Raw genomic sequence first — 25,374 nt, forward strand, 5'->3', positions numbered from 1 at the left:
TGAAGATGATATTTGAGACACATGGACATTACGATGATGAGCAGTTTGATACAGACAGAGAGCAGTTATTAGAAGAATTTCAGAGACAGGATATCCGGTATGTTATGAATATAGGAGCTAATATTGCGACTTCAAAGGCATCTGTCGAACTGGCGCATCAATATGATTTTATCTATGCAGCGATCGGAACGCATCCGGATGATGCACCGGAGCTTTCAGATGCGGCGATCGAGATGTATCGGCAGATGGCAGCAGATGAGAAGGTAAAGGCGATCGGAGAGATCGGACTGGACTATTTCCATGAGGATGTTCCAAAAGAGGTGCAGATCCACTGGTTCCGAAAGCAGTTGGAGCTGGCAGAAGAATTGAAGCTTCCGGTTGTGATCCACAGCAGGGATGCGGCAAAGGATACCATGGATATCATGAAAGAGATGCTGGGAAGACTTTGCGGTGGCGTCATTCACTGTTTTTCATACAGTACAGAGATTGCAAGAGAATATATTAAGATGGGATATTATATCGGCGTTGGCGGCGTAGTGACGTTTAACAATGGACGTAAGCTGAAAGAAGTAGTGGAAGCCATTCCGCTTACCAGTATCGTATTAGAAACGGATTCGCCGTATCTGTCACCTGTACCATTCCGTGGAAAACGGAACTCTGCCCTTAATATTCCTTATGTGGCAAAAGAGATCGCAGCATTAAAGGGAGTTACGGAAGAAGAAGTGTATGACGTGACATTTAAGAACAGTCTGAAGTTGTACAGAATGGAAGAAAATATGCAGGCAGAGGCGTAGAAAGAATGACTGCGTGATAAGATGAAAGCGTAAGAATGCATAGATGGAGGACAAGACATGGAGAAATTAAGTAACCCGCAGGTTACGATACAGACAATAAAGAAATATGAGTTTGCATTTCAGAAGAAATTCGGTCAGAATTTCCTGATCGATGACCATGTGATTACAAAAATTATAAATGCGGCAGAAATTACGAAGGACGATCTGGTACTGGAGATCGGACCGGGAATCGGAACAATGACACAGTATCTGGCAGAGTCAGCCAGAAAGGTGATCGCAGTTGAGATCGATAAAAACCTGATCCCAATCCTTGGAGAAACATTGGCAGAATATGATAATGTAACCGTTATCAACGAAGATATATTGAAGTTAGATATCAACCGGCTGGTGGAGGAAGAAAATGCAGGCAAGCCGATCAAGGTCGTTGCCAATCTGCCATATTATATTACAACTCCGATCATTATGGGCTTATTTGAAAGTCATGTACCATTACAGTCAATTACGGTCATGGTACAGAAGGAAGTAGCAGACCGGATGCAGGTAGGACCGGGATCGAAAGATTATGGTGCGTTGTCACTTGCAGTCCAGTATTATGCAAAACCGTATATTGCCGCAAATGTGCCGCCAAACTGTTTTATCCCAAGACCGGGTGTAGGATCTGCGGTGATACGGCTGACCAGATATGAGGAGCCGCCGGTGACAGTAAAGGATGAGAGTCTGATGTTCAAGCTGATCCGGGCATCCTTTAACCAGAGAAGAAAGACGTTACAGAATGGAATCGCAAACAGCCCGGAGCTTCCATATTCAAAAGCACAGGTGGAGAAAGCTCTGGAAAAAATGGGACTTGCCGCAAATGTTCGGGGAGAAAGTTTAACGTTGGCAGAATTTGCAAAGTTAAGTGATATTATTTCCGAAGAATAAAGGAATAAGTTACAGTAAAAATGCATAGATACAAGTAAGGCTTGTCTTTCGGGGAGAATGTCGGACGCAGACATGACTTCCTGTCGGACAAAAAATGTCAGATAGAAAAAAGAGACGGAGGTATCTATGGTTTACTGGAACAGATTTATATCATATATTTTCAGGTATCACGAATATGACAAATGCGAGAACACGGGATTTGCGAAGGTGCAGAAGCAGAATGAGAAGGGCAAGATGCAGGTGAATTTTAAGGATCAGGTCAAGAAAGAGGGGTTGTATTCCGTTTATCTGTATCGTGAGACGCTTGCAGATCCGGAGGAATATCCGGAGGCTGTGCCGGACAGCATGATTCCGGTTGTGTTGTATCTTGGAAAATTAAGCCTGAAATCCGGAAGAGGAGAAGACTGCTTTACCTTTGACTGGAATAATGTCAATCATACCGGTCGGCCGATCACAGCATGGAGCGGCATTATCATAAGACGGATGGGCGAAGAAGAAAGTGATATTTTCTGCTCCTCATGGACGGATAATATCGTGGATTACAGTCAGGCATTTGCCCGGCGGGAGGCAGCAGAAGCTGAACGGGAAAGAAGAGCAGATGTTGCAGCAACGGAGTATGATCGGAGAAGAATCGTGTCCGAGACGATGGAGGAATCAGAAAACATGGACAGCGAATCTGAGGCGGAGACAATGGCTTCAGAGGTGAAAGAAACGACACATACAGATACAGACAACCCGGAAACCGTTTTGCCGGAAACGGAGGAGTCTCCGGATGAAAAGACATTTTCCCAGACCGATGAGGAAACAGAGAAGCGGGTAACGGCAGCTGAGGTTTTAGAAACAATGAAAGAAGACGGAAGGGCAGCAGAACTGATGGCGAACCGGGAAAAACTTCCGCTTCTGCCGAATTGTCCGGATGGAGAAAATGGAGTGATCGAGTGTGTGAAGATCAATCCGAACGATATCGGACTGCTGAACATGGATAACTGGCGGCTGGGGGTGAACAGCTTTCTGACACATGGATTTTACAGCTACAAATATCTGATGCTCGGCAGGGTGCTGTTTGATGAAGAAGATACGAATGGATACATATTGGGAGTGCCGGGAGAGTATTCATCCAAAGAAAAATATCTTGCGGGAATCTTTGGATTTGATCGTTTTATACCGGTGAAGGAGACAAGGATCAAGACCGGAAGCTTTGGTTACTGGGTGGTAGATCTGAAATAAAAAGGATTGCGGCAAAAAGTAATGTTGGTTGAATGACGGAGAATGCCGGTGTGGAGAAGAAAATGGAACAGAGTACAGAAGAAAATGTAATAGAACAAAGAATAAATGATGATCAGAATATACGGAACAGAGAAGATGAAGAAAAAGATATACGTGCAGATCAACAGGTGACAGAACCGGAGATATCCGATGAAGACAGGAAAATGTATGAAGCATATATGGCAAAGGCGATTAAGCTGGCGCAGAAAGCCTATGTGCAGGGGGATGTTCCGATTGGCTGTGTGATCGTAAAGGATGATAAGGTGATCGCACGGGGATATAACAAGAGAAATCTGAAGAAGACAACACTGGCACATGCAGAGCTGCTTGCGATCGAGCAGGCATCAAAGAAACTCGGTGACTGGAGGTTAGAGGATTGCACGATGTATGTAACATTAGAACCGTGCCAGATGTGTGCCGGAGCTATTGTACAGGCAAGGATCCAGAAGGTTGTGATCGGCTGTATGAATAAGAAAGCCGGCTGTGCCGGTTCAATCCTGAATATGTTTGATATGCCTGCATTTAACCATCAGGTAGAAACCGTATATGGTATCCGGCAGGAGGAGTGCAGCAGCCTGATGAAGAACTTTTTTGCAGACCTGCGGAAAGGTGTTATTTCAAAAAAATAAACAGGTTGACGTATGTGCGATCGTCATTTATAATCAAGTATGCGTCAAAATATGGCGTACAATTTAATATGTTATAAAGTTTCCATGCAACCGGGGAAGTAGCGGTGCCCTGAACCTGCAATCCGCTATAGCAGGGGTGATAGTTTTCTTGAGGGATGTCCACTGTAGGGCTGCCCTTAGTAAGTGGCGTTGATGTCTGGGTCTTGCGCAACAGGACTCTTCGAACCGTGTCAGGTCGGAGACGAAGCAGCACTAAGGAGAATCTCCTGTGTGCCGCGAGGGTGCCTGGGCTGAGCTAACTGCTAAGGTAACGCTTATGGCGGCATTTCGAGAGAAAACTGCATGGATTTTTTTGATAAAAATATTTATAAAATTTTCAAAAAAATATAGCAAATCTATATAAAAGATGCTATCATAGATAATGATACTTTCTTTTTTTATGGGAAAGTTCTGGAGAAATGATATTTAGTAGGACTTCAGATATTCTGACAGTACGAAAGATACAAAAAAGGTAGATATCAAGGGGCGAACAGAGATGAACTACGCTGATGTAATTGAGTTTGTCAAAACGCAGACCGCGGAGAATGGCAGACCGCCAAATTATGAGTTTAGAAGTAGATTCGAGCATACAATGCGCGTGTACAGATGGGCGATCAAATTACAGTCTAAATTAGGCGGTGATTTGGATATTATTGTACTTGCGGCACTTTTGCATGATATTGGATGGGATGAGAACAGACCTCACGGAGAGGTTGGAGCAGAGATTGCAGTAGAATATCTTGACAGCATAGGAGTTGATCCGGAGAAGATTGCCAAGATCGGAGAGATCATTATGATCCATGAAGAAAAGGATACAGATGCAGACCTGTCATTGGAATGCCGTATCGTTATGGATGCTGATCTTCTGGATGAGGTTGGAGCTGTCAGTGTACTTTGGGATTCAATGGCTACAGCGCTGGAGGATGACGCCAGCTATAAGAGAGCATATTACAGAATTAAAAACTTTTACAGGATTAATAAACCGAAGATCAGACGTTGTAAAACCGATGCAGGAAGAGTGGAATACAATAAGCGTATGCAGCTTCTTGAAGAATTTATCTTTCAGTTGGAAAAAGAGCTATTTTAGATTTAATAGTGTAAAGGAAATGGGAGTGTTAATATGAAAACTTTTTTGAAGATATTAGTAGCAATTATCATTGTTGGAGCATTATGTTTTGGAATTTACTGTATTCTTCCGGAAACATCTCAGATGTATGTAAAGGGAAATATTCAGTACCGTACAAATGAAACAGCTAAGACTCAGGTTGATAAGATCAAGAAAACCAAGATTCCGGGAACTGAGAAGACATTCGGTGCAGGACTTGAAGGACTTTGTAAGAGCTGTGCATGGTACTATGAAGAAGAGGCAAATGGTGACTGGATGGTTACATTCTATGGTTCAAAGGCAACAATGGATCTGACAACAGCAGGTATGGATCAGATGTATACAGAACAGCCGATGAAGGTAACATTTACAGTTCGAAATAATTCTCAGGTTGATATCGTAATGGAGATCAAGGGAGATATTCTTTCTACAGATCAGGCGAAGACAGCCGCATATGAGAAGATTGCAAATGCAGCGAAGTAATTTAATACATACCATATAAAAAACAGGCATATATCATTTTGATATGTGCCTGTTTTTTATATGCGTTATGCCGGCATTTGGTAACTGCAAGCCAACTGGTGTAGCGAATAGTCTGTATTTGACTGCTGCTGTGTTTATTTGTTATTCACCAGCTCCTCGATCATACCAACTATAATAGAAGTGGAATCTGTAAGATTGCTCTTCTCCATTGTTTCGATGTAAGTCTGTTTGTTGTTGTATACATCATCGATCGCAGCGAATAATGTTTCGGAGGATAATTCCTCTTCCTTTATCACATAGCTGTAGCCGCTCTTTTTGAAGGATTCCGCATTTAAGATCTGGTCGCCACGGCTTGCAGCAGCGGATAACGGGATCAGGATATTCGGCTTGCGAAGGGCAAGTAATTCACAGATCGCATTTGCACCGGCACGGGAGATCACGAGATCGGCAAGAGCGAGCATGCTGCTCAGTTCCTTCTTTATATATTCATATTGGGCATAGCCCGGCTTGTTATCTAAGCTGTGATCCAGATTATCCTTACCGCAGAGATGGATCACGTTGAAACGCTCCAGCAGTTTATCAATATTTTCGCGGATCGCTCTGTTGATCACGGCACTTCCTGAGCTGCCGCCAACGATCAGGATGACAGGCTTGTTGTCTGTAAATCCGCAGAAGTTGATCGCATCAACTGCATTTCCGTTGAAAAGCTCTTTACGGATCGGAGTTCCGGTCACAACTGCCTTGCCTTCCGGGAACATATCCTTTGTCTCCGGGAAGTTACAGCATACACGGGATGCCTTTGGAAGCTCCAGCTTATTTGCAAGTCCCGGTGTCATATCAGATTCATGGATGATGACAGGGATGTTGCAGGATTTGGCTGCAAATACGACAGGAACTGTTACAAAGCCACCCTTTGAGAATACGACATCCGGCTTCAGTTCCTTCATTAACTTCTTGGCTTCGCCCATACCCTTAATAACGCGGAATGGATCCGTGAAGTTCTTAAGGTCAAAATAACGTCTGAGCTTACCGGAGGAGATTCCATGATAAGGAATGTTCAGATCCTCGATCAGCTTACGTTCCATTCCGTTATAAGAACCAATATAATGGATATCATATCCAAGCTTCTGTAATTCCGGTATCAACGCTATATTTGGTGTAACATGTCCGGCAGTTCCGCCACCGGTAAGGATGATTCGTTTCATATATTTATGCCCCCTGAAGATAATTCTTAAGCGCCTTTGCTAACTGATCCGGACAGGATGTTGGCTTAAAGCTGCATGTTGTTCCTTCCAGTTTATCAATGACATCTTCTACTTTCATACCTTCGACTAAGGCACTGATACCTTTCAGGTTACCATTGCAGCCACCGGTGAAAGAAACATTTTTAACTTTTCCATCTTCTACTTCAAAATGAATATTAGTAGAGCAGGTTCCTTTTGTTTTGTAATCCATATTAAATTACCTCTTTTCTATTATAGTCCAAAATAACTATATACATTCTTAAATGGGTTCAAATCGAAACCAGTATACCAAAAATGAAAATAAAGGTAAACATTTGTCGTGTGATTTGGCTTGAAAAATCAAAAAATTCAAAACTATAATGGAACCACCCTGAATCCGGAGCGGGGTATCGGAACTGAAAACATGAAAAATTATTTGAAAAGGGGAAATGGTTATGTTTGGAACTATTTTGGAACAGAGTATTTTTTTGTATGTGATCGCGGCAACGGGAATATGTGGAATTGCAGCAAAGCTGATAATGAATGGATTTTTAAAGGGGCTGGTCAGAGAAGTCGGAAGTATGAAAAGTACAAAAAAGAAAGCACTGGTGGAGATACGAAAAAGGTACGAGGAGTTATCGTATCTTGATGTGGGTATCCGGGATACGAGATCGTTTGTCGAGAAATACATATATAAACTGAAGCTTGGTAAGAGCTACGTCAGCTCCTGGAACAGCTTCTGCAGTAATATGATGATCCTTGCCGCCGGAACAGGGCTGATCGGAACCTGGTGGGAATATCGGACAGGCAGTTCTATATTTGCAAGTACACAGATTGGCATGTGGGGCATTGTTGCATGTGGGGTTATGCAGATGGTCTACAATATATTCAATACCCGGAGAAAATGTGAAATGCTATCAGCAGAACTTGTCAACTATATGAATAACAGCCTGGCAAACCGCCTGAAACGGGAACAGGAAAAACAGATGGAGAGCAGTAAACAGGAAGCAGAAGACAGAAGCCGGAGTGGTCTGAAACAGACAGCAGCGGCTATTATAGAGCCAAATGTGATTGATATTGATGCGGCGCTGGCACAGATGGGAGAGCAGAAGGACAGACGGAGCGAGAAACAGACAGAAGCAGAGCGTAAAAAAGGACGGGAAGCGGATAGCAAGAAGAAAAACATGCAGGAGTCTGATCCTGCACGGGAAAGAATCACGGCAAAATCGAAAAAAACAATGCGGGCAGAGCAACGCAGATCAGAGAAAAACCGGCGGCAGCCGGCAGTTGAAGAGCAGCAGTCTCTGAAACAGACCGCAAAGGCTGAAGAGCGGGAGGTAACGGAGGAACAGATTGCGGCGTGTGATGCATTATTTGACAAGCTGCTGCAGGGAATCAGTACAACCTGACAGGTATAGGTATAAACAGCAGAAGAAACAGCATATATTATATCCAAAATAACAATTGGAAGTGGTTGCAGTCAAAAAACTGTATGTAGTTTCGGGAATTATGATGTGTCTGTTTCTGACAGGCTGTGCCGGAATGGCAAAGAGCAGAGCTGGTAAAAACGGAAATGTAGCAACACCGGGAGACTGTCGGGTGCAGAAAGAGGGAAATCAGGCAGCTGATGGTTCCGGTGGACAAAATGACAGTACGGATGGACGAAAAGGAGGAAATGATAATGGAAGTGTAGAAGACCAGACAGAGGCGACGACGGAGGATATGACGCTGCTTCGGGATTATGATGCGGTCAGCAATAAGAAGTTTTCATGGTACATTGTACGGGATAAAAATCATGGGATCAGTGACTGCGATCACAGTTTTTCGATCGAACAGTATGATGCATATTATGTGGATCAGGATGCAGGAGATGACAAAGTTATGTATCTGACCTTTGACTGCGGTTATGAGAACGGATATACAGAACAGATACTGGACACGTTAAAGAAGCATAATGCAAAAGCTTGTTTTTTTGTTACACAGACGTATATCAGGGATAATGTGGAGCTGGTAAAAAGAATGAAAGAGGAGGGCCACCAGGTTGGCAACCATACCGTTACCCATCCTTCCATGCCCGGTATCAGTGTGGAGAAACAGAAGGAAGAATTGCAGACCTGTGCCGATTATATGAAGGAGGCCACGGGCTACCGGATGGATCCGTATTTCAGACCGCCAAGTGGTGAGTACAGTGAAAGGGTACTCCAACTGGCAAAGGATATGGGGTATAAGACCATCTTCTGGAGCATGGCATATTTAGATTATGATGTAAATAATCAGCCGGGGAAGGATTATGTGATCGAGCATTTTGATAAATATTATCATAATGGAGCGATCCCGCTCATGCATAATGTGTCGGAGTCAAATGCGCAGGCGTTAGATACGGTGTTGTCAAATTTAACAGAACTTGGTTACAGATTTGTATCACTTGATGAAATGTTCGAAAAATAGTTGATTATGGGGGTTCCTTTTGCTACAATTATCCATAGCTTTGAAAAATCATATAAGCAAGGAGAGATAATAAAATGGCAAAGACAGTAAGTTTCGATTTTAAGAATGTTGCTGGTATGGCTTCCGCTGAGGACATCGCAGCTATTAAGGAAGAAGTTGTTGCAGCAAAATCAACACTTGTAAACAAGACTGGTGAAGGAAACGATTTCCTTGGATGGATCGATCTTCCGGTTGACTATGATAAGGAAGAGTTCGCCAGAATCAAGAAAGCGGCAGCTAAGATCCAGTCAGATTCAGATGTTCTGGTAGTTATCGGTATCGGCGGTTCTTACCTTGGTGCAAGAGCAGCGATCGAAGCTTTAAGACACAGCTTTTATAATTCAGTAGATAAAGAGATTCGTAAAACCCCTGAGATCTATTATGCAGGAAGTAATATCAGCAGTACCTATATGGCACATCTGTTACAGGTGATCGGAGACAGAGATTTCTCTATCAACATTATTTCCAAGTCAGGTACAACAACAGAGCCTGGTATTGCATCCAGAATTTTCAAGAAGAAATTAATTGAGAAATATGGCAAAGAAGAAGCAGCTAAGAGAATCTATGCTACAACAGATAAGGCAAAGGGAGCATTAAAGACCCTTGCTACAGAAGAAGGATATGAGACATTCGTAGTACCTGATGATGTAGGTGGACGTTTCTCAGTTCTGACAGCAGTAGGTCTTCTTCCAATCGCAGTAAGCGGAGCAGATATTGATAAGCTCATGGAAGGTGCTGCATCAGCAAGAAAGGATTGCCTTGCAGAGAACTTCGACGACAGTGATGCTATGAAGTATGCAGCAGTTCGTAATATTTTGTACAGAAAGGGCAAGTCTATCGAGATCCTTGCCAACTTTGAGCCGGCATTACATTTCGTAGCAGAATGGTGGAAGCAGTTATACGGCGAGAGCGAAGGAAAAGATGGTAAGGGATTATTCCCAACAGCAACTGACTTTACAACAGACCTTCATTCATTAGGACAGTTTATCCAGCAGGGTTCACAGAACCATTTCGAGACAGTAATCAATGTGTTACATCCAACATGTGAGATCGTTATGGAAGAAGAGGATTGTGATCTTGATGGTCTGAACTACCTTGCAGGCAAGACAGTAGATTTTGCAAATAAGAGTGCTATGAACGGAACAATTCTTGCACATGTTGATGGTGGAATCCCAATCATCCAGATTAACATCGACAAGATCGATGAGTTCACATTAGGTGAGTTGTTCTACACATTTGAGTTTGCATGTGGTATCAGTGGATACACACTTGGTGTAAATCCATTTAACCAGCCAGGTGTAGAAAGCTACAAGAAGAACATGTTCGCATTACTTGGCAAACCAGGAAACGAAGAACTTGGCAAAGAGCTTCTTTCCAGAATCAATGGTTAATAAAGTTAGATAGAAGATGACGATAAGCCGGCGGCATACGCATGAAAACGCGGATGCCGCCGGTTTTCAAAATAGTCGAAAGGTTTATTTTGAAGCACATGAAGATAGTATTTTATATAAAACAGGTGTTGAAAATGGCGATGCAGCAGATCTATCTGCCGATGCTCTACAAACGGTATGCCGGAAAGCCGGTCGAAAAGGGACTGGTAATTTTTGCCGATGCACATCATGAGGATCTACCTTTTTCCATGAGAAAAATGTATGAAACACTGCAGGGAAATCCAGAGTATAAGAATGAAACGTGGGTCACTGATTTTGGAAAGATGGGATATGGCAGCCTGTTAAAATGGTTGAAGCAGTTTATGAAACGGTATGCGGTCGCCGAATATGTGTTTATCTGTGATAATTTCCTTCCGGTTTCTGCCTGCACAAAACGTCCGGAGACGAAGGTTGTGCAGCTCTGGCATTCCGGAGGACTGCTTAAGAAAAGCGGATATGACACGACGGAAGATATTCCGAAGATGTATAAAGGTGATTCGGTTTACAAAAACTATGATCTGCTGACAGTCAGTGCATCATGCTGTGTGCCGGTATTTACAAAGACGATGCGGCTTGCACCGGGTGTTGTACAGGCAACCGGGATCAGCCGTTCAGACTGTTATTATGATGAAGCGTGGAATCAGGCAAACCGTGAGGAATTTTACCGGAAATATCCAGATGCAAAAGGGAAAAAAGTCATCCTGTGGGCTCCGACATTTCGTGGAAATGCAGCTATGCCGACGCTCTGTGGAATGGAAGAAATACAGAGCGCCATGAAAGAAACCTCAGACCGGTATTACTGGGTGATCAAGCTGCATCCGCATCTGGAAGAAAAGGGAATGAAGTCGAACTGCGATCTGCCATCCGAGAAAATATTTGCAGTTGCAGATCTGCTGATCACGGATTATTCGTCGGTATTATTTGACTATATGGTATATGAGAAGCCGTTTTTATTCTTTGCACCGGATTTTGATTCCTTTGACCATGCCAGAGGATTCTATGTTCCATATGATTCTTTCCCATGCCAGATCGTATCCGATGGAACGAAGCTGGCGGCTGCGATAGACCGGGAATTCACACAGAATAGGACAGATGAGATCCGGAAATGCCTGAAATACCATATGCAAATGTGTGATGGACAGGCAACGGAGCGGATTTTGGAGGTTGTGAAAAACCTATAGTTGAATTTTTTGTGAATACGTTATAATATTAATATATCTATGCAGAATGGGATAAGTATATACAGGAACATTCTGTGAGGGGATTGCCAGACGGCAGTCCGGTTTCATGAAAATAATTAGAGAAAAAAGGAGAAAACAGTAGATGAATATAGCAATTATTTTTGCAGGTGGAAGCGGAGTAAGAATGGGAGCAGGTGTCCCAAAACAGTTTCTTGAGATCAATGGAAAGCCAATTCTGATCCATACATTACAGTTATTCCAGTATCATGATCAGATCGATGCGATCTATATTTCTGTTCTGAAGGATTATATTCCTTATGTAGAGGATCTTGCAAATGAATATCACCTTACAAAGGTAAAGCATGTATTAGCAGGTGGAGCAACTTCACAGGATTCTATTTACAACGCACTTAAGATGGCAGAGTCAGAGTGTCCGGAGGATTCTATCGTGCTGATCCATGATGGCGTTCGTCCATATGTATCTTATGATGTTATTGCAAACAATATTGCAACCGTTAAGAAATATGGAAATGCGATCACATCAACAGCCTGCTATGAAACGATTATGATCAGTGAGGATGGTATCGAGATCGATTCCGTGCCACCAAGAAAGGATACTTATTCTGCACAGGCTCCACAGTCCTTCTATCTGAAGGATATCATTGCAGCACATGATGTTGTCCGCGCTACACCAACCGGTTATGAAGGAATGGTAGATGCATGTACGATCATCAGAAGCCAGAATATCGTTGCACATATCGTAGAAGGCAACAGAGGAAATATCAAGGTAACAACACCGGAGGATGTATACATGTTCCGTGCGTTATTGCAGTATAAGGAAAATGAGCAGGCATTTGGTCTTGGAATTACAAACAAGATTGATACCAGAATGAGTCAGTATAAGAAAGACAATGAGAAATAGATCATAGACTCACATACAAATATGAATAAAGACAGGGCATTTTTCAGGATGCCCGGAAAGGATTATCTCCATGAATGATAACAGACATACAGACACCAGACATGAAATATATTTACAGATGCCGCTTTATGTGATCGCATTATTTGTACTTTGTGATATCTGGATGCTGACGGTCAGTGTTGTTGCAGGAATTGTAGGGATCATATTTACTGCAGTGTACTCGGTTGTGGTGATAGTCCTTTATATTTCTTCCAGAGTGTCCAGTGAAGCCGCATACGCAAATCGTGCAATGGAAAATGGGCGGGTTCAGAAAGATCTGATCCGTGAGTTCCCGATTCCATATGCGATACTGGATAAGACAGGCAGGATCGCATGGGCGAATGATGAATTTGCTCATATTACGAACACCAGCAAGCGGAAGCTGATGCGTCTGACTGCGATGCAGGTATTTGAGGGACTGACCCATGAGATGATACCGGGTGAGTGTGATGAGCCGGTACATGCGGATATTGAATACGATGGAAAAGAGTACAGGGTTGAGATTAAGAATATTCGCGTAAATCCGGATGGACCGGTAGACAGTGTCCAGGAACAGGAGACCTCAGAACATGAGGAGGAAATGGAGAATCTGCCGGTTACAGAGGACCAGCCACAGGAGAAGAAAACGATCAAACGGAAAAAACATACAGGAGTTACAAACTTCACCGCTATGTATCTGTTTGATATGACAGAACGGAATAAACTGGCAAAAGAGAATGAAGAGCAGAAGCTGGTGACCGGTCTGATCTACATTGATAATTACGATGAGATATTTGATGACCTGGAAGAGGTAAGACATTCTCTGCTGGTTGCTCTCGTCGATCGAAAGATCAATAAATATATGGCAAACGTAGATGCCATTGTACGTTCCTTTGAGAAGGACAAGTACATGTTTGTTATGCCGAAAAAATATCTTCCACAGCTTCAGGAGAATAAGTTTGCGTTGCTGGATGAAGTAAAAGCAATCAATATCGGAAATGATCTTCCATTGACGCTTTCAATCAGTCTGGGCACGGAATATAAGAGCTTTATAGAAGATTTTGAAGCTGCCCGTTCTGCAATGGAACTTGCACTTGGACGAGGTGGTGATCAGGTTGTATTAAAGTCGAATGACAAGATCACTTATTACGGCGGACGTAGTCAGGGCACTGAGAAATCAACTAGAGTAAAAGCCCGTGTTAAGACACTGGCATTCAAGGAATTACTGGAAACAAAAGAAAAAGTTATCATTATGGCGCATAAGAATCCGGATATGGATGCATTTGGATCGGCGATCGGCGTATACCGGATGGTAAATTCCATGAATAAGGAGGCACATATCGTAATCAATGAAGTGTCCTCTGCCATCAGTCCGATCTATGGTAATTTTACTGCCAACAGTATGTATGGGGATGATATGATCATCAACAATGAGCAGGCGATCGAGATGATCAATGCTGATACCATGCTGGTTGTTGTGGATGTCAATAATCCAAGTCTGACGGAATGTGAGGAGCTGATCTCCTATGCAAAGACGGTAGTTGTATTCGACCATCACAGACAGACCAAGGATGTCATTGCCAATGCAACCCTTTCTTATGTAGAACCATTTGCATCATCTGCATGTGAAATGATCGCAGAGATGTTGCAGTACATGGATGAAAAAATTAAGTTGCGTCCGTCCGAGGCGGATGCTATGTATGCCGGGATCCTGATCGATACGGATAATTTCCTGACAAAGACAGGCGTGCGTACCTTTGAAGCGGCCGCATATTTAAGAAGAAGCGGTGCGGATGTTATGCGTGTCCGTAAGATGTTCCGGAGTGATATTGATTCTTACAGACAGAAGGCAGATGGTGTCAGAAATGCCGAGATGGTTCTCGGAATGTTTGCGGTATCTGTATTTGAACCGAAAGAAGGTCCGGAGTCACCGATCGTATTGACAGCGAAGGTGGCAAACGAGATGTTAAATATAGCAGGCGTGCGTGCCTCCTTTGTCATTGCACAGCTTGGAGATGATGTTAAGATATCAGCCCGGTCGATCGATGATGTAAATGTACAGATCATCATGGAACGTATGGGTGGCGGTGGCCATGCGAATATTGCAGCCGCACAGTTTACGAATACAACAAAGGAAGAAGTAAAGGAACAGCTTGTCAATTTACTTGAGGAGATGTATAAGGAAGGAGATATTTAATATGAAGGTTATCTTACTGGAAGATGTAAAGAGTCTCGGAAAAAAAGGAGAGCTGGTAAATGTCAGTGACGGTCATGCCAGAAATTATATCATCCCGAGAAAGCTGGGACTTGAGGCAACACCGAAGAACCTGAATGATTATAAGTTAAAGAAAGCGCATGAAGAAAAGGTTGCAGCAGAGAATCTTGCAGCAGCAAAAGCGCTGGCAGCAGAGCTTGAAAAGGCATCTGTAGCCGTCGGTATCAAGGTAGGAGAAGGCGGAAGGGCATTTGGTTCTGTATCCTCCAAGGAGATCTCAGATGCGATCAAGAGCCAGTTGCATTATGATATTGATAAAAAGAAAATCGTGCTGAAGGATGCGATCAAAGCAATGGGAACATTTACTGTTAAGATCAAGCTGCATCCACAGGTACAGGCAGAGCTAACAGTAAAGGTAGAAGAGGCTGACTAATGGAAGACGCATTTATCAGGAAGAAACAACCATATAACCTGGATGCAGAACAGTCAGTTATCGGTTCTATGATCATGGATCGTGATGCGATCGTAGACGTATCGGATATACTTACGAAGGAAGACTTTTACAGTGCACAGAATGCGATTCTGTATGAGAACATGATCGAGCTGTTCAAGGAAGGAATGGCGGTCGATCTGATCACGCTGAATAACCGGCTCCGGGAGAAGAATATTCCGGAAGATGTGGCGGGTATGAGTTATATTGCAGATATCATAGCCGCAGTGCCAACCTCGGCAAATGCCAAGTATTATGCGAAGATCGTAGCAGATAAAGCGGTGCTTCGCCGTATGATCAAGATGTGTGAGGATGTTGAAAAGGACTGTTATCTGGATACGGATGACGTGGATGGTCTGCTTGAGACAGCAGAGAGTGGGATCTACAAGATCGTACAGCAGAGAAACGGTGCAAATGATTTTGCGTCAATCGATTCGATCGTATTAGATGTTATCGATCAGATCGAGGCTGCATCCAGACAGAACACCAGAGTTACCGGTGTGCCGACCGGATTTATCGATCTGGATAACATGCTGACAGGTCTGCATGGATCGGAACTGATCCTGGTAGCGGCTCGTCCTGCTATGGGTAAAACTGCATTTGTCTTAAATATCGCACATCATGTAGCTGTAAAGAAGCGTATTCCGGTAGCAATATTCAGTTTGGAAATGTCGAAGGAACAGTTGGTAACACGTATGATCGCGCTGGATTCACTTGTTAATTCACAGAAGATCCAGACGGGACAGCTTGTAGATGATGAATGGGATAAGATCATGGAGAGTACAGAGGTTATTGCTGATGCCCCGATCTTTGTTGATGATAATTCTGCGATCACGGTAGCCGACCTGCGTTCCAAATGCAGAAAATTAAAACAGAACAACGACCTGGGGCTTATTATCATCGACTATTTACAGTTGATGAGCACGAACAAGCATGTAGAGTCCAGACAGCAGTTTATTTCTGATACATCGCGAGCATTAAAGGTGCTTGCAAGAGAACTGAATGTTCCGGTTATTACCCTGTCACAGTTGAACCGTGCAGTTGACTCCAGACCGGATCATAAGCCGGTGCTTGCCGATCTGCGTGAATCCGGTGCGATCGAGCAGGATGCCGATGTTGTTATGTTCATCTATCGTGATGATTATTACAATCCGGATACCGAGAAAAAAGGTATCGCTGAGATCATCATCGCAAAACAAAGAAAAGGTGCGACAGGTTCCGTTGATCTTGTATGGATGCAGGATTACACGAAGTTTGCAAATAAAGAGCACCCGCAGATGTAACGGATCAGAAAAAAGATATTAATACGGAATGTATAAATATAAATCGAGAAAGAAAGTCCGAATAAATCGGAAGATCAGAGGAGAAAATTAAAATGGTAGTAGAACCAAGAGTAAAGGATTATATCTGTACCACCGCTCATCCGGTTGGTTGTGCAGAAAATGTAAAGAATCAGATTAAGTATGTAAAGGCACAGCCAAAGGTTGAGGGACCAAAGAAGGTACTTGTGATCGGAGCATCGACCGGATATGGACTCGCTTCCAGAATCGCAGTTGCATTTGGCTATGATGCAGATACACTTGGTGTTATGTTCGAGAAGGAATCCAATGGAAGAAGAACAGCGACCGCAGGCTTCTATAATACAAGAGCATTTGAAGAAGAAGCAAAGAAGGCTGGTCTGTATGCAAAATCCATCAACGGAGATGCATTCTCACTGGAGATCAAACAGCAGGTAATTGATACGATCAAGGCAGATCTTGGAACTGTCGATATGGTTATTTACAGCCTTGCAGCACCAAGACGTGTAACACCGGATGGGCATAAGTATTCTTCTGTACTTAAGACTGTAGGTGAGGAGTATTCCAATAAGACTTTAGTTCTGAAGGACAATACAGTAACAATGGCACATATCCCGGCAGCAACCGAGGAAGAGATTGAGAACACCATCAAGGTTATGGGTGGTGAGGACTGGATCGACTGGATGCAGGCATTATCAGATGCAGGTGTTCTGGCAGAGCATGTGACAACTGTTGCATATTCTTATATCGGACCAAAGATCACATTCCCAATCTATGCGGAAGGTTCGATCGGTATGGCAAAGAAGGATCTGTACAGATCAAGTGATATTATCAATGAGAAGTTTGCAAATGTTACATCTTATATTGCAATCAACAAGGCACTTGTAACACAGTCCAGTGCAGCAATTCCTGTTGTTCCGTTATACATCACGCTGTTATATAAGCAGATGAAGGCAAAGGGTGTTCATGAGGGCTGTATCGAGCAGATGGCAAGACTTTTCCTTGATAAGATGGCTGGAGAAGCAGAGACAGACGAGAATGGATTTATTCGTATGGATGACTGGGAAATGGCAGATGACATTCAGGAAGCAGTTGCAAAGAACTGGGATGCGGTTACCAGCGAAAATGTAAAAGAACTTGCAGATATCGATGGATACTGGGATGAGTTCTACAATATGTTCGGATTTAAGATCGATGGTGTAGATTACAGTGCAGATGTAGATATTATGTAAGGAAACAATTGTGACAATAGACGGGTTCATCGGAAGGTGGATCCGTTTTTTACTTTATTCACAAAATATGTTCTGTAAAAAAGCGTTCCGTTCAGGTGTGAAAATCACAAGGGTTTGGGCAAGGGTTTGGTTTTTATGTCTGAAAGGTTTGCTATACAAAAACAGGAATAAATAATATAATCTATAAGCGTCAGGGTTATGGGGGTATGTATGAAACAAATGAATAACGAGATAATTTATCCACGATCGGAAGAAGAAGTGTTGCTGATATTAGCGACAGCAAAAAAAGAAGGCCATCTGTTAGAGATTGTTTTTGATGAGTTTGTGAAGAAACCATTTTCTATGCCGGTACTTTGGGGGTGCCGGGCATATTTCTACGGGCTGAAAAAAGAAGAGCTGTCCGCACATCCGGTTCTGTTTACTCATCTTGCATTGCTATCTGCTATGGATGGGGACTTGAGTCAGGCAAAAGCATATGTACAGTTTATGGGGAAGACACCGCGGCTGGTGAAAATGGATACATATGATATGATGGACATTTGTCGTATCAAAACAGAACTTGTCATGCCATATATAAGTGATGCAATGTTTTTTCGGATCGTAAGCTTTCTAATTGAAGAAGAACTGGTGCCTGTGATGGGTCTTACGCTTTCAGCATGCAGACCAAGTATACTGAATGGTTTTCGCGACTTTACAAGATATGGAAAATATCTGAAAAAAAGCAAGGACGAGATAACAGAAGCCGCATGCCGATTATATGGTGGAAGTGTTGGACAGAAAGTGTATGAGATCATGCTGGCAGAGTGGTATTATCAGAACAATAATTGTTTTGAAGCACTGATTCTTGTTACCGGAACGATTCCATTGATCGAGCAGGAGAGGGATATGCGTTGTCTGTTTGTGGCACTTGCACTTCAGATGAAGATCCTTTTGGTAAATGGACAGACAAAAGCTGCACGTCCTTTGGTGGAAAAGATTCGGAAACGGATACAGATTACGGGATGGGATGAATTAACTTCAAGTCTGAACGCAATCGAATGTCTTGGTGCCTGTTATGATGGGCGACTACAGGATGTAGAGCGTTGGTTAGATGAGATAGCACCGGATGAGAATAAGGGCATCTTCATGATGGATATGTATGCATGGATGGTTAAGGTGCGATGTTATATACAGACAGGCAAATATATGGCTGCCTATGTATTGACACACCAGCTTATTGCATTGTTGATTCCGGGCAGACGTTATATGGATTTGTGTGAATGCTATATGTTGTCAGCTATCATATATTATAAGATGAAGAATATGGAAGGCATGTGTGAGGAGCTTTCCAAGGCTATTGTGCTTGCAAAAAGGTGCGGTTATATCAGACTGCTTGCGGACACGGGCAATTGTATGGTACAAATGCTGACAATTTATCAGAAAGAATATGAAGAAGATTCCTTCATAAGTGAGATTAAGGAACTTGCATATTCGGTCGGTACTTATTTCCCTGATTATTTAAAATCTCCATATGAATATTATGAACCTCTGACTCAGATGGAAGAGAAAGTCTTTCGTTTGATGGCACAGGGCTTAAGTAATGATGATATTGCACGACAACTGGGCAAAAAGACGGGAACTGTGAAGTTCCATAGCTGTAATATCTTTCGTAAGCTGCAGGTTCCGACGCGTCAGGAGGCAGTCGAACGCGGTCGGGAGATTGGTCTGTTATAAAACAGACGCTTTAATATATAAGAGCATTTGGCTCTTTTATATAGAAAAATAAAAAGGAGGAAATAAGATTGAAACAGAAAATTAAATTTGTGAAGCGTTTCATGTCAGTGGTAGTGGCTGCAGTTATGGTGTTTGCAACGGTTGCAGGTATCGGTAACTTTTTTCCGAATATAAAGTCGGAAGCGGCGACACGTCAGACGCTGTATATCTGTGATATTAAATCCGGTGGATTTAGTGCCAATTATGCAGGATATACAAGACTGTCTAGTGATGGAAATGCGGGAAATGTAAACAGGGGATGTGGTAAAGGTTCAGATGAATACATCTGGGTAAAGACGACCACAGATCCGGCACAGGCATATACAAGGATATGGTCTGTATGGCAGAATAATTCAGGTACTTCAAGCAGTCTTGACGGATATAGCGTTGAGAGAAAGACGGGTGACCTGAATGATGGTGTAGGTTCAAAATCCGGTTATATCTACATCTATGCAACAAAGGACAGGAATGCTGGAGATCCAATCTCATCACTTGGTATCTGGAATGACACTGATAAAAAGCTGCAGTATGCCGGAGGAAATTCAGGAAGCAGTCTTAAAAGCCAGAATGCAGAGAGGGTCGAGAATGTTGACAGCAACTGGAACAAGATTGATGGAGATCTCAATAAAAATGCCGGAGGTGCATATATTTATCTTTATTGTAAGAGAGCACCTTATGTGATTCCGAATGATATAAGGATTACTTTTGATGGTGAATATCATAGAGGATATGTAGAGTCAAAGACATCCGGTGTATCGATCTCATATGATAATACCGGTATGTATCAGGTAGGAAGTAATACTACAAAATATGCGGTGTCAAAATCCGGTATGGAGACAGCGTATGGTACATTTACAAATACGATCACTGATCCATATGGCTATGACAAATATACGAAGCTGGAGGAAGGACTCTGGCTTGGAGTAAAGAGCACAGCGGAAACAGCAACAAAAGATGACTATTCTTATTCGGAGACGGATGGACTTACGATCAAATCTGATAAGGAGATGATCCTGTTCGGAACAAAATCCGGTAAGGTTATGAAGGGTCAGATCAAGGCAGCAGGGGATATTGATGTGAATCTTGCGATCCGTAGTCTGACGATCACACGGAATACTCAGGGGGCAGCGATCACAGTAAATCCGGCAGAGGGTAAGACCGTGACGATCACTGCTTACGGAACAAACAATCTGACATCATCGGGAGCTTATGCAGCGATCCAGAAGAATGGAAGCGGTAAGCTGGTGCTGACTTCTACGACGAAAGGTACTATAAATGCAACTGCCGGTAACAATGCGACATATGGAGCAGCCGGTATCGGTGGTGGTACAGACAAAACCTTAAAGGTTGTTTCAAATATTGAGATAAATGGAAATGTAATTATAAAAGCAAGGGGATCACAGCCATCAAATGAAAGCTATGCAGCATATGGAGCAGCCGGTATCGGTTCTCAGTACAATATGCCGGTTGATGGCATCCGGATCTCAGAAAATGCAGACGTAACAGCAATTGGTGCAAACGGAGCAGCCGGTATCGGTTCCGGTGCAAATGCTGATGCTGCCAATATCGAGATTGCAGGCGGAATCGTAAATGCAACAGCGGGAAGTGGAACGATCGGTTCTAAAAATATTGGCGGAGCCGGTATTGGTTCCGGTGCTTACATAAATGATGAAGCAAAGCTTGCTTCCGGTATTACCATTTCAGGAGGAACTGTAATAGCGACCGGTGGAGACGGCGGAGCCGGTATCGGTTCCGGATCTGATGTAGAAGCAACAGAGATTAAGGTAACAGGCGGTGTTGTAAAAAAAGCAACAGGCGGCACAGATGCAGCTGGTGTTGGCTCGGGAGCAAATGCAAAGGTATCATATATTATGATATCAGGTGGAACTGTAACAGCAGTTGGTGGAGCAAATGGAGCCGGTATCGGTTCCGGTCTGGCAGGTGCAGCCTCCGATATTTACATTTCAGGAAATGTAGCTGTAACGGTAACAGCAGGAACAGACGGAGCCGGTATCGGTTCCGGTAAGAATGCATCCGTTGATAATATCAATATTTATTTAGAGTATGCAGGAAATCTGACTGTCGATGGTACAGAAAACGGAGCCGGTATTGGTTCCGGAGCAACAGATACTGTATCAGAGGCAACAAATATTAATATTTCAAATACAGGTTTTATTAGTATCAGAGCAAGAGGAAATGGAGCCGGTATCGGAGCCGGTCTGAATTCAGAGACAAGGGATATTAATATTATCGGCGAGGTCGTTGAGACAAAAGGAAAGCTTATAGTTATTGCTGCAAATGGTCCGGCAATTGGTGCTTATGCAGGAGATGTTAAGAACGTAAATGTCTTAACAGATGCAACAGTCAACCTTAGTGCTGAAAATGGTATTGCAGTAGGAGCACTGAATGGCTCATCTGCTTCTGATATTACAATTATCGGTGATAATATCTGTGGAGCAAAGGCAGAGGATGTTCCTGTTCTGGGAACTGTTTCTAATTCTGTTCTGTTCGTAGGAAAGACATATGAGGTTTATGGAACAGCAACCATTCGCAAGAGTACACATATTAAAGCAGGAACAACATTAGAATTACCGTCATCATCCAAGTTGATCATTCCTAAGGACGTTGAACTTGTAGTTGATCCACAGCATGATGATGTACTTCCGGGTGCACTTGTCTGGGCAGCTGACAGTGATGCACAGTTGATCATCAATGGTACTTTAACAGTTAAGGGAACAATGGCGATGGATTCCGAATATGGTATCATTGTATTGAATGGTTCTCTTAATCTGGAAGAAAATGCTAATATTTATGGTAAGTTCTTTATGAATGGTAAATATACCGGAAATGGTGTTATCACAAAGGGAAAGAATCAGACTCCGGAGGAAGGGGAGATTGCAGTATACCTTGAACTGGATATTGATGATGGTGTAACCTACAATGCAAAGGGAAATCTTGCAGAGAACCAGTTGATCATTGATGAGTCCAGCCTGGAGGATACTACTACCGGTACATATGCAATTAATAACATTGTTGCACATGACGGATTCCAGATCACAGATATCCTGTTGGATGGCAAGTCCATTATAAATGACAGCAGTTATGTTACAAAGAATCAGGAAACAGGAGAGTACAATGTAGTATTATCGGTATCTGAATATCGTGGTGAGACGATAAAATTTGCAGTTAAAGCAAAATCAACCGTAGAATCGATCAGCATCGAACGTTTCCCAAATAAGACAGCATTTGCCAAAGGGGCAGAGTTTGATCTGAATGGTCTGAAGGTAGTAAAGACATATAAGAATAAGAAGACTGCACCGGTTGATATTGATAAAGAGCTGAAGGTTACAGGCTATGATATGAACAGCGTTTCTGCACAGACGGTAACACTTCAGTATATTGCAGATGACAGATACAGTGATGATATTACAGCATCCTATGAGATAACTGTATTTGATTTTGCAGGCTTAAATCAGGCAAAGACCACACTTACTGCGGGCGGCGAATCATTTGTTGCTACAGATGTAGATAATGAGGAGCATGTTGTTAAGTTTGCATTAGGTAAGAATGTCGGTGATATCTCAGCACTGAAGGATAAGATCCGTCTTCAGGTACAGGGATTTACCAATACAGTTGGTCAGATCGATTTTGTATCAAGTGAGGTAGTCGGACAGAATGCGGTTGAGGCAACATATGTAGCAGATATATATGTAGATAAAGCAAAAACAGTAGTGATCCAGTATACAATAGTGATCACACAGCCAACCTTATACTATGATCTTGCAGAGGCAGCAGTAGCAGTAAATGGCGAATATACCTATGATGGAACGCAGCAGACACCGGATAAGGAAAATATCGAAGTTACAATCAATGGCGCAGTTGTTCCGGACGATCAGTATACGGTAGAGTATGGTGAGAATGTGAATGCCGGTACCGGTAGACTTACGATCAAGGGTGATGGTATTCATACTACAAACAGTAAGGAAGCAACATTTACAATTGCAAAAGCGAAGCTTACGGATATCGATGCACTTGTAAGATCAAATGAATTTACAGTTCAGAATGATGTAAAGCATGAGCTTCAGATAGAATTTGGCGAGATCGAAGGCCTTGCAGCAGATGAATATACTGTATCTTATAAGAAGATATCCGATCAGTCAAATATCGTGGCAAATGTATCAAACGGAGTTATCACGACTGCTTATGATACATCCTATTCAAAGGCAGGAACAGCAGAAATCGCTGTTAATGTAACAATTAAGGATAGTGCAGTAAACTACTATGCAGATTCTGAATTATCACATTCCATAAATGTTACATTAACAAAGTATGTAAAGGGAACCAGTATTACGATCACTTCCGATTCTGATGATTTTGCGTGGGATGCATCAGCCGGTGAATATAAGGTGACGCTTTATAAGGGCGAGAAGATCTGGATCGATGCCAAACTTAACGATGAATCAACAGATGTTATTGATTATAAGGTCGCAGAAGGCGGCGAAGAGATAGCTGCTTGTGATGGAATTACCATTTCTGCGTTAGGCAAGGGATCGACCATTATCACTGCAAGTACAGGTAAGGGCGCTACAACAAAGAGGATTGCAGTAACGGTTCTTCCAACTACCAGACTTGAATTAACCGGTACGGAGACTTATGAGAAGGTATTTGGCGATAGCGCATTTACACTGGATGTGGCTTTGAAGGATGCAGCGCTTGAATCCAAGCTCTCTGCATTACGGTATGTTTCGGCTGATCCGGAGGTTGCTGCTGTAGATGAGACCGGTAAAGTTACTATAACGGGATGCGGTGAGACTACAATTACAGTAACATCCTATACAGAAGAAAGAGCATATACATCTGACGAATATGTAGTAATAATCAAGGTTAAGGCACCACATACAAAACATATCAAAGATAATGGAACAAGAGTTGAGCCAACCTGTGAGAAAAATGGTTCTATCACATATAGATGTACCGAGTGTAATGAGGTTATGGATATAGAAGAACTGAAGGCAACCGGACATACATGGGATAAAGGAAAGGTTACAACACAGCCAACTACAAAGACAGAGGGTGTAAAGACATATACCTGCAGTGTCTGCAAAAAGACAAGAACAGAGCCAATCGCAAAACTTCAGGAACCGACACCGGTGAAGCCAACACCGGAAAAACCAATAGTAAAACCGCTCAAGAAGGGGGATGTGGTTTCTGATGACAGTAAAGCTGCAAAGGTTCAGGTTATAAGCACATCCAAGAAAACAGTTGCATATAAAGCACCTGTAAATAAAAAGGCTAAGACTGTCAGCATTCCGGCAACCGTGAAGATCAGAGGTAAGAAATACAAAGTAACACAGATCTCAGAGGGTGCTTTCAAGAATAATAAGAAGGTAACAAAGGTTACAATCGGAAGCAATGTTAGTAAGATTTCCAAGAATGCTTTCAATGGAGCAATAAAACTTAAAACCGTTACTATGGGACAGAACGTAACGGAGATCGGAGCATATGCATTTAAGGGCTGCAAAGTTCTTACCGGTATTACGCTTCCGGCGAAGACAACGAAGATCGGAGATCAGGCATTTAGCGGATGTAAGAAGCTGAAGACAATTACAATTAAGTCTTCAAAGATTACATCAAAGAAGCTTTCTAAAAATGCATTTAAGGGCATCACAAAGGTTACTACGATTAAAGTACCAAAGAAGAAGGTTTCCTCTTATCAGAAGCTGTTTAAGAGCAAAGGCTTATCTTCCAAGGTCAAGGTAACAAAATAAAAAATATATAATAACAAGAGTGGGGGCGCCGTTTGTGGTAGGAATATCACAGACGGCGTTTTCGTTTTATCTGGACAGTATGAGTCAAGGTGAAAAAAATTTGAAAACTTTAAAACCTTTT

Annotated in this window: 19 protein-coding genes and 1 other RNA gene; 18 read left to right on the forward strand and 2 right to left on the reverse strand. The window is 42.6% G+C overall.

The genetic code is table 11. From position 1 onward, the window contains the following. Nucleotides 1-5: 5 nt before the first annotated feature. The 7 genes from OCV60_RS01975 to OCV60_RS02005 all read left to right on the forward strand — a co-directional run bounded on the left by OCV60_RS01975 (nt 6) and on the right by OCV60_RS02005 (nt 5,237). Nucleotides 6-794: a TatD family hydrolase gene (locus OCV60_RS01975; protein WP_021944634.1), complete on the forward strand. Its 789-nt coding sequence runs from the start codon at nt 6-8 to the stop codon at nt 792-794. A gap of 57 nt (nt 795-851) precedes the next feature. Continuing rightward, nucleotides 852-1,715 (forward strand): 16S rRNA (adenine(1518)-N(6)/adenine(1519)-N(6))-dimethyltransferase RsmA, encoded by an 864-nt coding sequence (gene rsmA / locus OCV60_RS01980; RefSeq protein WP_021944635.1) that lies wholly within the window; start codon nt 852-854, stop codon nt 1,713-1,715. Nucleotides 1,716-1,841: 126 nt separating this feature from the next. Beyond that, nucleotides 1,842-2,942: a DUF6128 domain-containing protein gene (locus OCV60_RS01985; RefSeq protein ID WP_021944636.1), complete on the forward strand. Its 1,101-nt coding sequence runs from the start codon at nt 1,842-1,844 to the stop codon at nt 2,940-2,942. A 203-nt stretch (nt 2,943-3,145) separates the two neighbouring features. Continuing rightward, nucleotides 3,146-3,610 (forward strand): tRNA adenosine(34) deaminase TadA, encoded by a 465-nt coding sequence (tadA, locus tag OCV60_RS01990; RefSeq protein WP_117784725.1) that lies wholly within the window; start codon nt 3,146-3,148, stop codon nt 3,608-3,610. Between the two features lie 82 nt (nt 3,611-3,692). After that, nucleotides 3,693-3,956, forward strand: an RNA gene (gene ffs / locus OCV60_RS01995) — signal recognition particle sRNA large type. 189 nt (nt 3,957-4,145) lie between these two features. Then, entirely contained in the window at nt 4,146-4,736 is a 591-nt protein-coding gene (locus OCV60_RS02000) for an HD domain-containing protein (protein ID WP_021944638.1), read from the forward strand. A gap of 33 nt (nt 4,737-4,769) precedes the next feature. Further along, nucleotides 4,770-5,237, forward strand: coding sequence for a hypothetical protein (locus tag OCV60_RS02005; RefSeq protein ID WP_021944639.1), 468 nt, complete (start codon nt 4,770-4,772; stop codon nt 5,235-5,237). Nucleotides 5,238-5,371: 134 nt separating this feature from the next. Here OCV60_RS02005 and OCV60_RS02010 read toward each other — a convergent pair whose 3' ends face one another. Both OCV60_RS02010 and OCV60_RS02015 read right to left on the reverse strand, forming a co-directional pair. Next, nucleotides 5,372-6,442 (reverse strand): undecaprenyldiphospho-muramoylpentapeptide beta-N-acetylglucosaminyltransferase, encoded by a 1,071-nt coding sequence (locus tag OCV60_RS02010; RefSeq protein WP_021944640.1) that lies wholly within the window; start codon nt 6,440-6,442, stop codon nt 5,372-5,374. Between the two features lie 4 nt (nt 6,443-6,446). Beyond that, nucleotides 6,447-6,692: a TIGR03905 family TSCPD domain-containing protein gene (locus tag OCV60_RS02015; RefSeq protein WP_008402427.1), complete on the reverse strand. Its 246-nt coding sequence runs from the start codon at nt 6,690-6,692 to the stop codon at nt 6,447-6,449. A gap of 223 nt (nt 6,693-6,915) precedes the next feature. Here OCV60_RS02015 and OCV60_RS02020 point away from each other — a divergent pair, with 223 nt between their 5' ends. The 11 genes from OCV60_RS02020 to OCV60_RS02070 all read left to right on the forward strand — a co-directional run bounded on the left by OCV60_RS02020 (nt 6,916) and on the right by OCV60_RS02070 (nt 25,253). Next, entirely contained in the window at nt 6,916-7,869 is a 954-nt protein-coding gene (locus OCV60_RS02020) for a hypothetical protein (protein ID WP_021944641.1), read from the forward strand. A 133-nt stretch (nt 7,870-8,002) separates the two neighbouring features. Further along, nucleotides 8,003-8,908: a polysaccharide deacetylase family protein gene (locus OCV60_RS02025; RefSeq protein ID WP_243100452.1), complete on the forward strand. Its 906-nt coding sequence runs from the start codon at nt 8,003-8,005 to the stop codon at nt 8,906-8,908. A gap of 74 nt (nt 8,909-8,982) precedes the next feature. Continuing rightward, the gene (locus OCV60_RS02030; RefSeq protein WP_008402430.1) at nt 8,983-10,338 is read left to right on the forward strand and encodes a glucose-6-phosphate isomerase; all 1,356 of its coding nucleotides are present in this window, start codon (nt 8,983-8,985) and stop codon (nt 10,336-10,338) included. Nucleotides 10,339-10,472: 134 nt separating this feature from the next. Beyond that, nucleotides 10,473-11,558, forward strand: coding sequence for a CDP-glycerol glycerophosphotransferase family protein (locus OCV60_RS02035; protein ID WP_262529163.1), 1,086 nt, complete (start codon nt 10,473-10,475; stop codon nt 11,556-11,558). 142 nt (nt 11,559-11,700) lie between these two features. After that, nucleotides 11,701-12,480 carry an IspD/TarI family cytidylyltransferase gene (locus tag OCV60_RS02040; RefSeq protein WP_021944644.1) on the forward strand — a complete coding sequence of 260 codons (780 nt, stop codon included), beginning with the start codon at nt 11,701-11,703 and terminating at the stop codon, nt 12,478-12,480. 70 nt (nt 12,481-12,550) lie between these two features. Then, nucleotides 12,551-14,695 carry a DHH family phosphoesterase gene (locus OCV60_RS02045; protein ID WP_021944645.1) on the forward strand — a complete coding sequence of 715 codons (2,145 nt, stop codon included), beginning with the start codon at nt 12,551-12,553 and terminating at the stop codon, nt 14,693-14,695. A gap of 1 nt (nt 14,696) precedes the next feature. After that, nucleotides 14,697-15,146 (forward strand): 50S ribosomal protein L9, encoded by a 450-nt coding sequence (rplI, locus tag OCV60_RS02050; protein WP_021944646.1) that lies wholly within the window; start codon nt 14,697-14,699, stop codon nt 15,144-15,146. Then, nucleotides 15,146-16,486, forward strand: a complete 1,341-nt coding sequence (dnaB, locus tag OCV60_RS02055) for a replicative DNA helicase (RefSeq protein WP_021944647.1) — start codon at nt 15,146-15,148, stop codon at nt 16,484-16,486. Before rplI ends, dnaB begins: the two co-directional genes overlap by 1 nt. 92 nt (nt 16,487-16,578) lie before the next feature. Next, nucleotides 16,579-17,733 (forward strand): enoyl-ACP reductase FabV, encoded by a 1,155-nt coding sequence (fabV, locus tag OCV60_RS02060; protein ID WP_021944648.1) that lies wholly within the window; start codon nt 16,579-16,581, stop codon nt 17,731-17,733. A gap of 210 nt (nt 17,734-17,943) precedes the next feature. Further along, nucleotides 17,944-19,446, forward strand: coding sequence for a LuxR C-terminal-related transcriptional regulator (locus OCV60_RS02065; protein ID WP_021944649.1), 1,503 nt, complete (start codon nt 17,944-17,946; stop codon nt 19,444-19,446). 68 nt (nt 19,447-19,514) lie between these two features. Continuing rightward, nucleotides 19,515-25,253: a leucine-rich repeat protein gene (locus OCV60_RS02070; protein ID WP_021944650.1), complete on the forward strand. Its 5,739-nt coding sequence runs from the start codon at nt 19,515-19,517 to the stop codon at nt 25,251-25,253. Nucleotides 25,254-25,374: the final 121 nt, after the last annotated feature.

The organism is Coprococcus ammoniilyticus (assembly GCF_025567345.1).
GTDB lineage: Bacteria > Bacillota > Clostridia > Lachnospirales > Lachnospiraceae > Coprococcus > Coprococcus ammoniilyticus.

Excerpts from the sequence above, each read along its gene's own strand:
- OCV60_RS01975 (WP_021944634.1), top strand. The coding sequence starts at position 6 with ATGATATTTGAGACACATGGACATTACGATGATGAGCAGTTTGATACA.
- rsmA (WP_021944635.1), top strand. The coding sequence starts at position 852 with ATGGAGAAATTAAGTAACCCGCAGGTTACGATACAGACAATAAAGAAA.
- OCV60_RS01985 (WP_021944636.1), top strand. The coding sequence starts at position 1,842 with ATGGTTTACTGGAACAGATTTATATCATATATTTTCAGGTATCACGAA.
- tadA (WP_117784725.1), top strand. The coding sequence starts at position 3,146 with ATGTATGAAGCATATATGGCAAAGGCGATTAAGCTGGCGCAGAAAGCC.
- OCV60_RS02000 (WP_021944638.1), top strand. The coding sequence starts at position 4,146 with ATGAACTACGCTGATGTAATTGAGTTTGTCAAAACGCAGACCGCGGAG.
- OCV60_RS02005 (WP_021944639.1), top strand. The coding sequence starts at position 4,770 with ATGAAAACTTTTTTGAAGATATTAGTAGCAATTATCATTGTTGGAGCA.
- OCV60_RS02010 (WP_021944640.1), bottom strand. The coding sequence starts at position 6,442 with ATGAAACGAATCATCCTTACCGGTGGCGGAACTGCCGGACATGTTACA.
- OCV60_RS02015 (WP_008402427.1), bottom strand. The coding sequence starts at position 6,692 with ATGGATTACAAAACAAAAGGAACCTGCTCTACTAATATTCATTTTGAA.
- OCV60_RS02020 (WP_021944641.1), top strand. The coding sequence starts at position 6,916 with ATGTTTGGAACTATTTTGGAACAGAGTATTTTTTTGTATGTGATCGCG.
- OCV60_RS02025 (WP_243100452.1), top strand. The coding sequence starts at position 8,003 with ATGGCAAAGAGCAGAGCTGGTAAAAACGGAAATGTAGCAACACCGGGA.
- OCV60_RS02030 (WP_008402430.1), top strand. The coding sequence starts at position 8,983 with ATGGCAAAGACAGTAAGTTTCGATTTTAAGAATGTTGCTGGTATGGCT.
- OCV60_RS02035 (WP_262529163.1), top strand. The coding sequence starts at position 10,473 with ATGGCGATGCAGCAGATCTATCTGCCGATGCTCTACAAACGGTATGCC.
- OCV60_RS02040 (WP_021944644.1), top strand. The coding sequence starts at position 11,701 with ATGAATATAGCAATTATTTTTGCAGGTGGAAGCGGAGTAAGAATGGGA.
- OCV60_RS02045 (WP_021944645.1), top strand. The coding sequence starts at position 12,551 with ATGAATGATAACAGACATACAGACACCAGACATGAAATATATTTACAG.
- rplI (WP_021944646.1), top strand. The coding sequence starts at position 14,697 with ATGAAGGTTATCTTACTGGAAGATGTAAAGAGTCTCGGAAAAAAAGGA.
- dnaB (WP_021944647.1), top strand. The coding sequence starts at position 15,146 with ATGGAAGACGCATTTATCAGGAAGAAACAACCATATAACCTGGATGCA.
- fabV (WP_021944648.1), top strand. The coding sequence starts at position 16,579 with ATGGTAGTAGAACCAAGAGTAAAGGATTATATCTGTACCACCGCTCAT.
- OCV60_RS02065 (WP_021944649.1), top strand. The coding sequence starts at position 17,944 with ATGAAACAAATGAATAACGAGATAATTTATCCACGATCGGAAGAAGAA.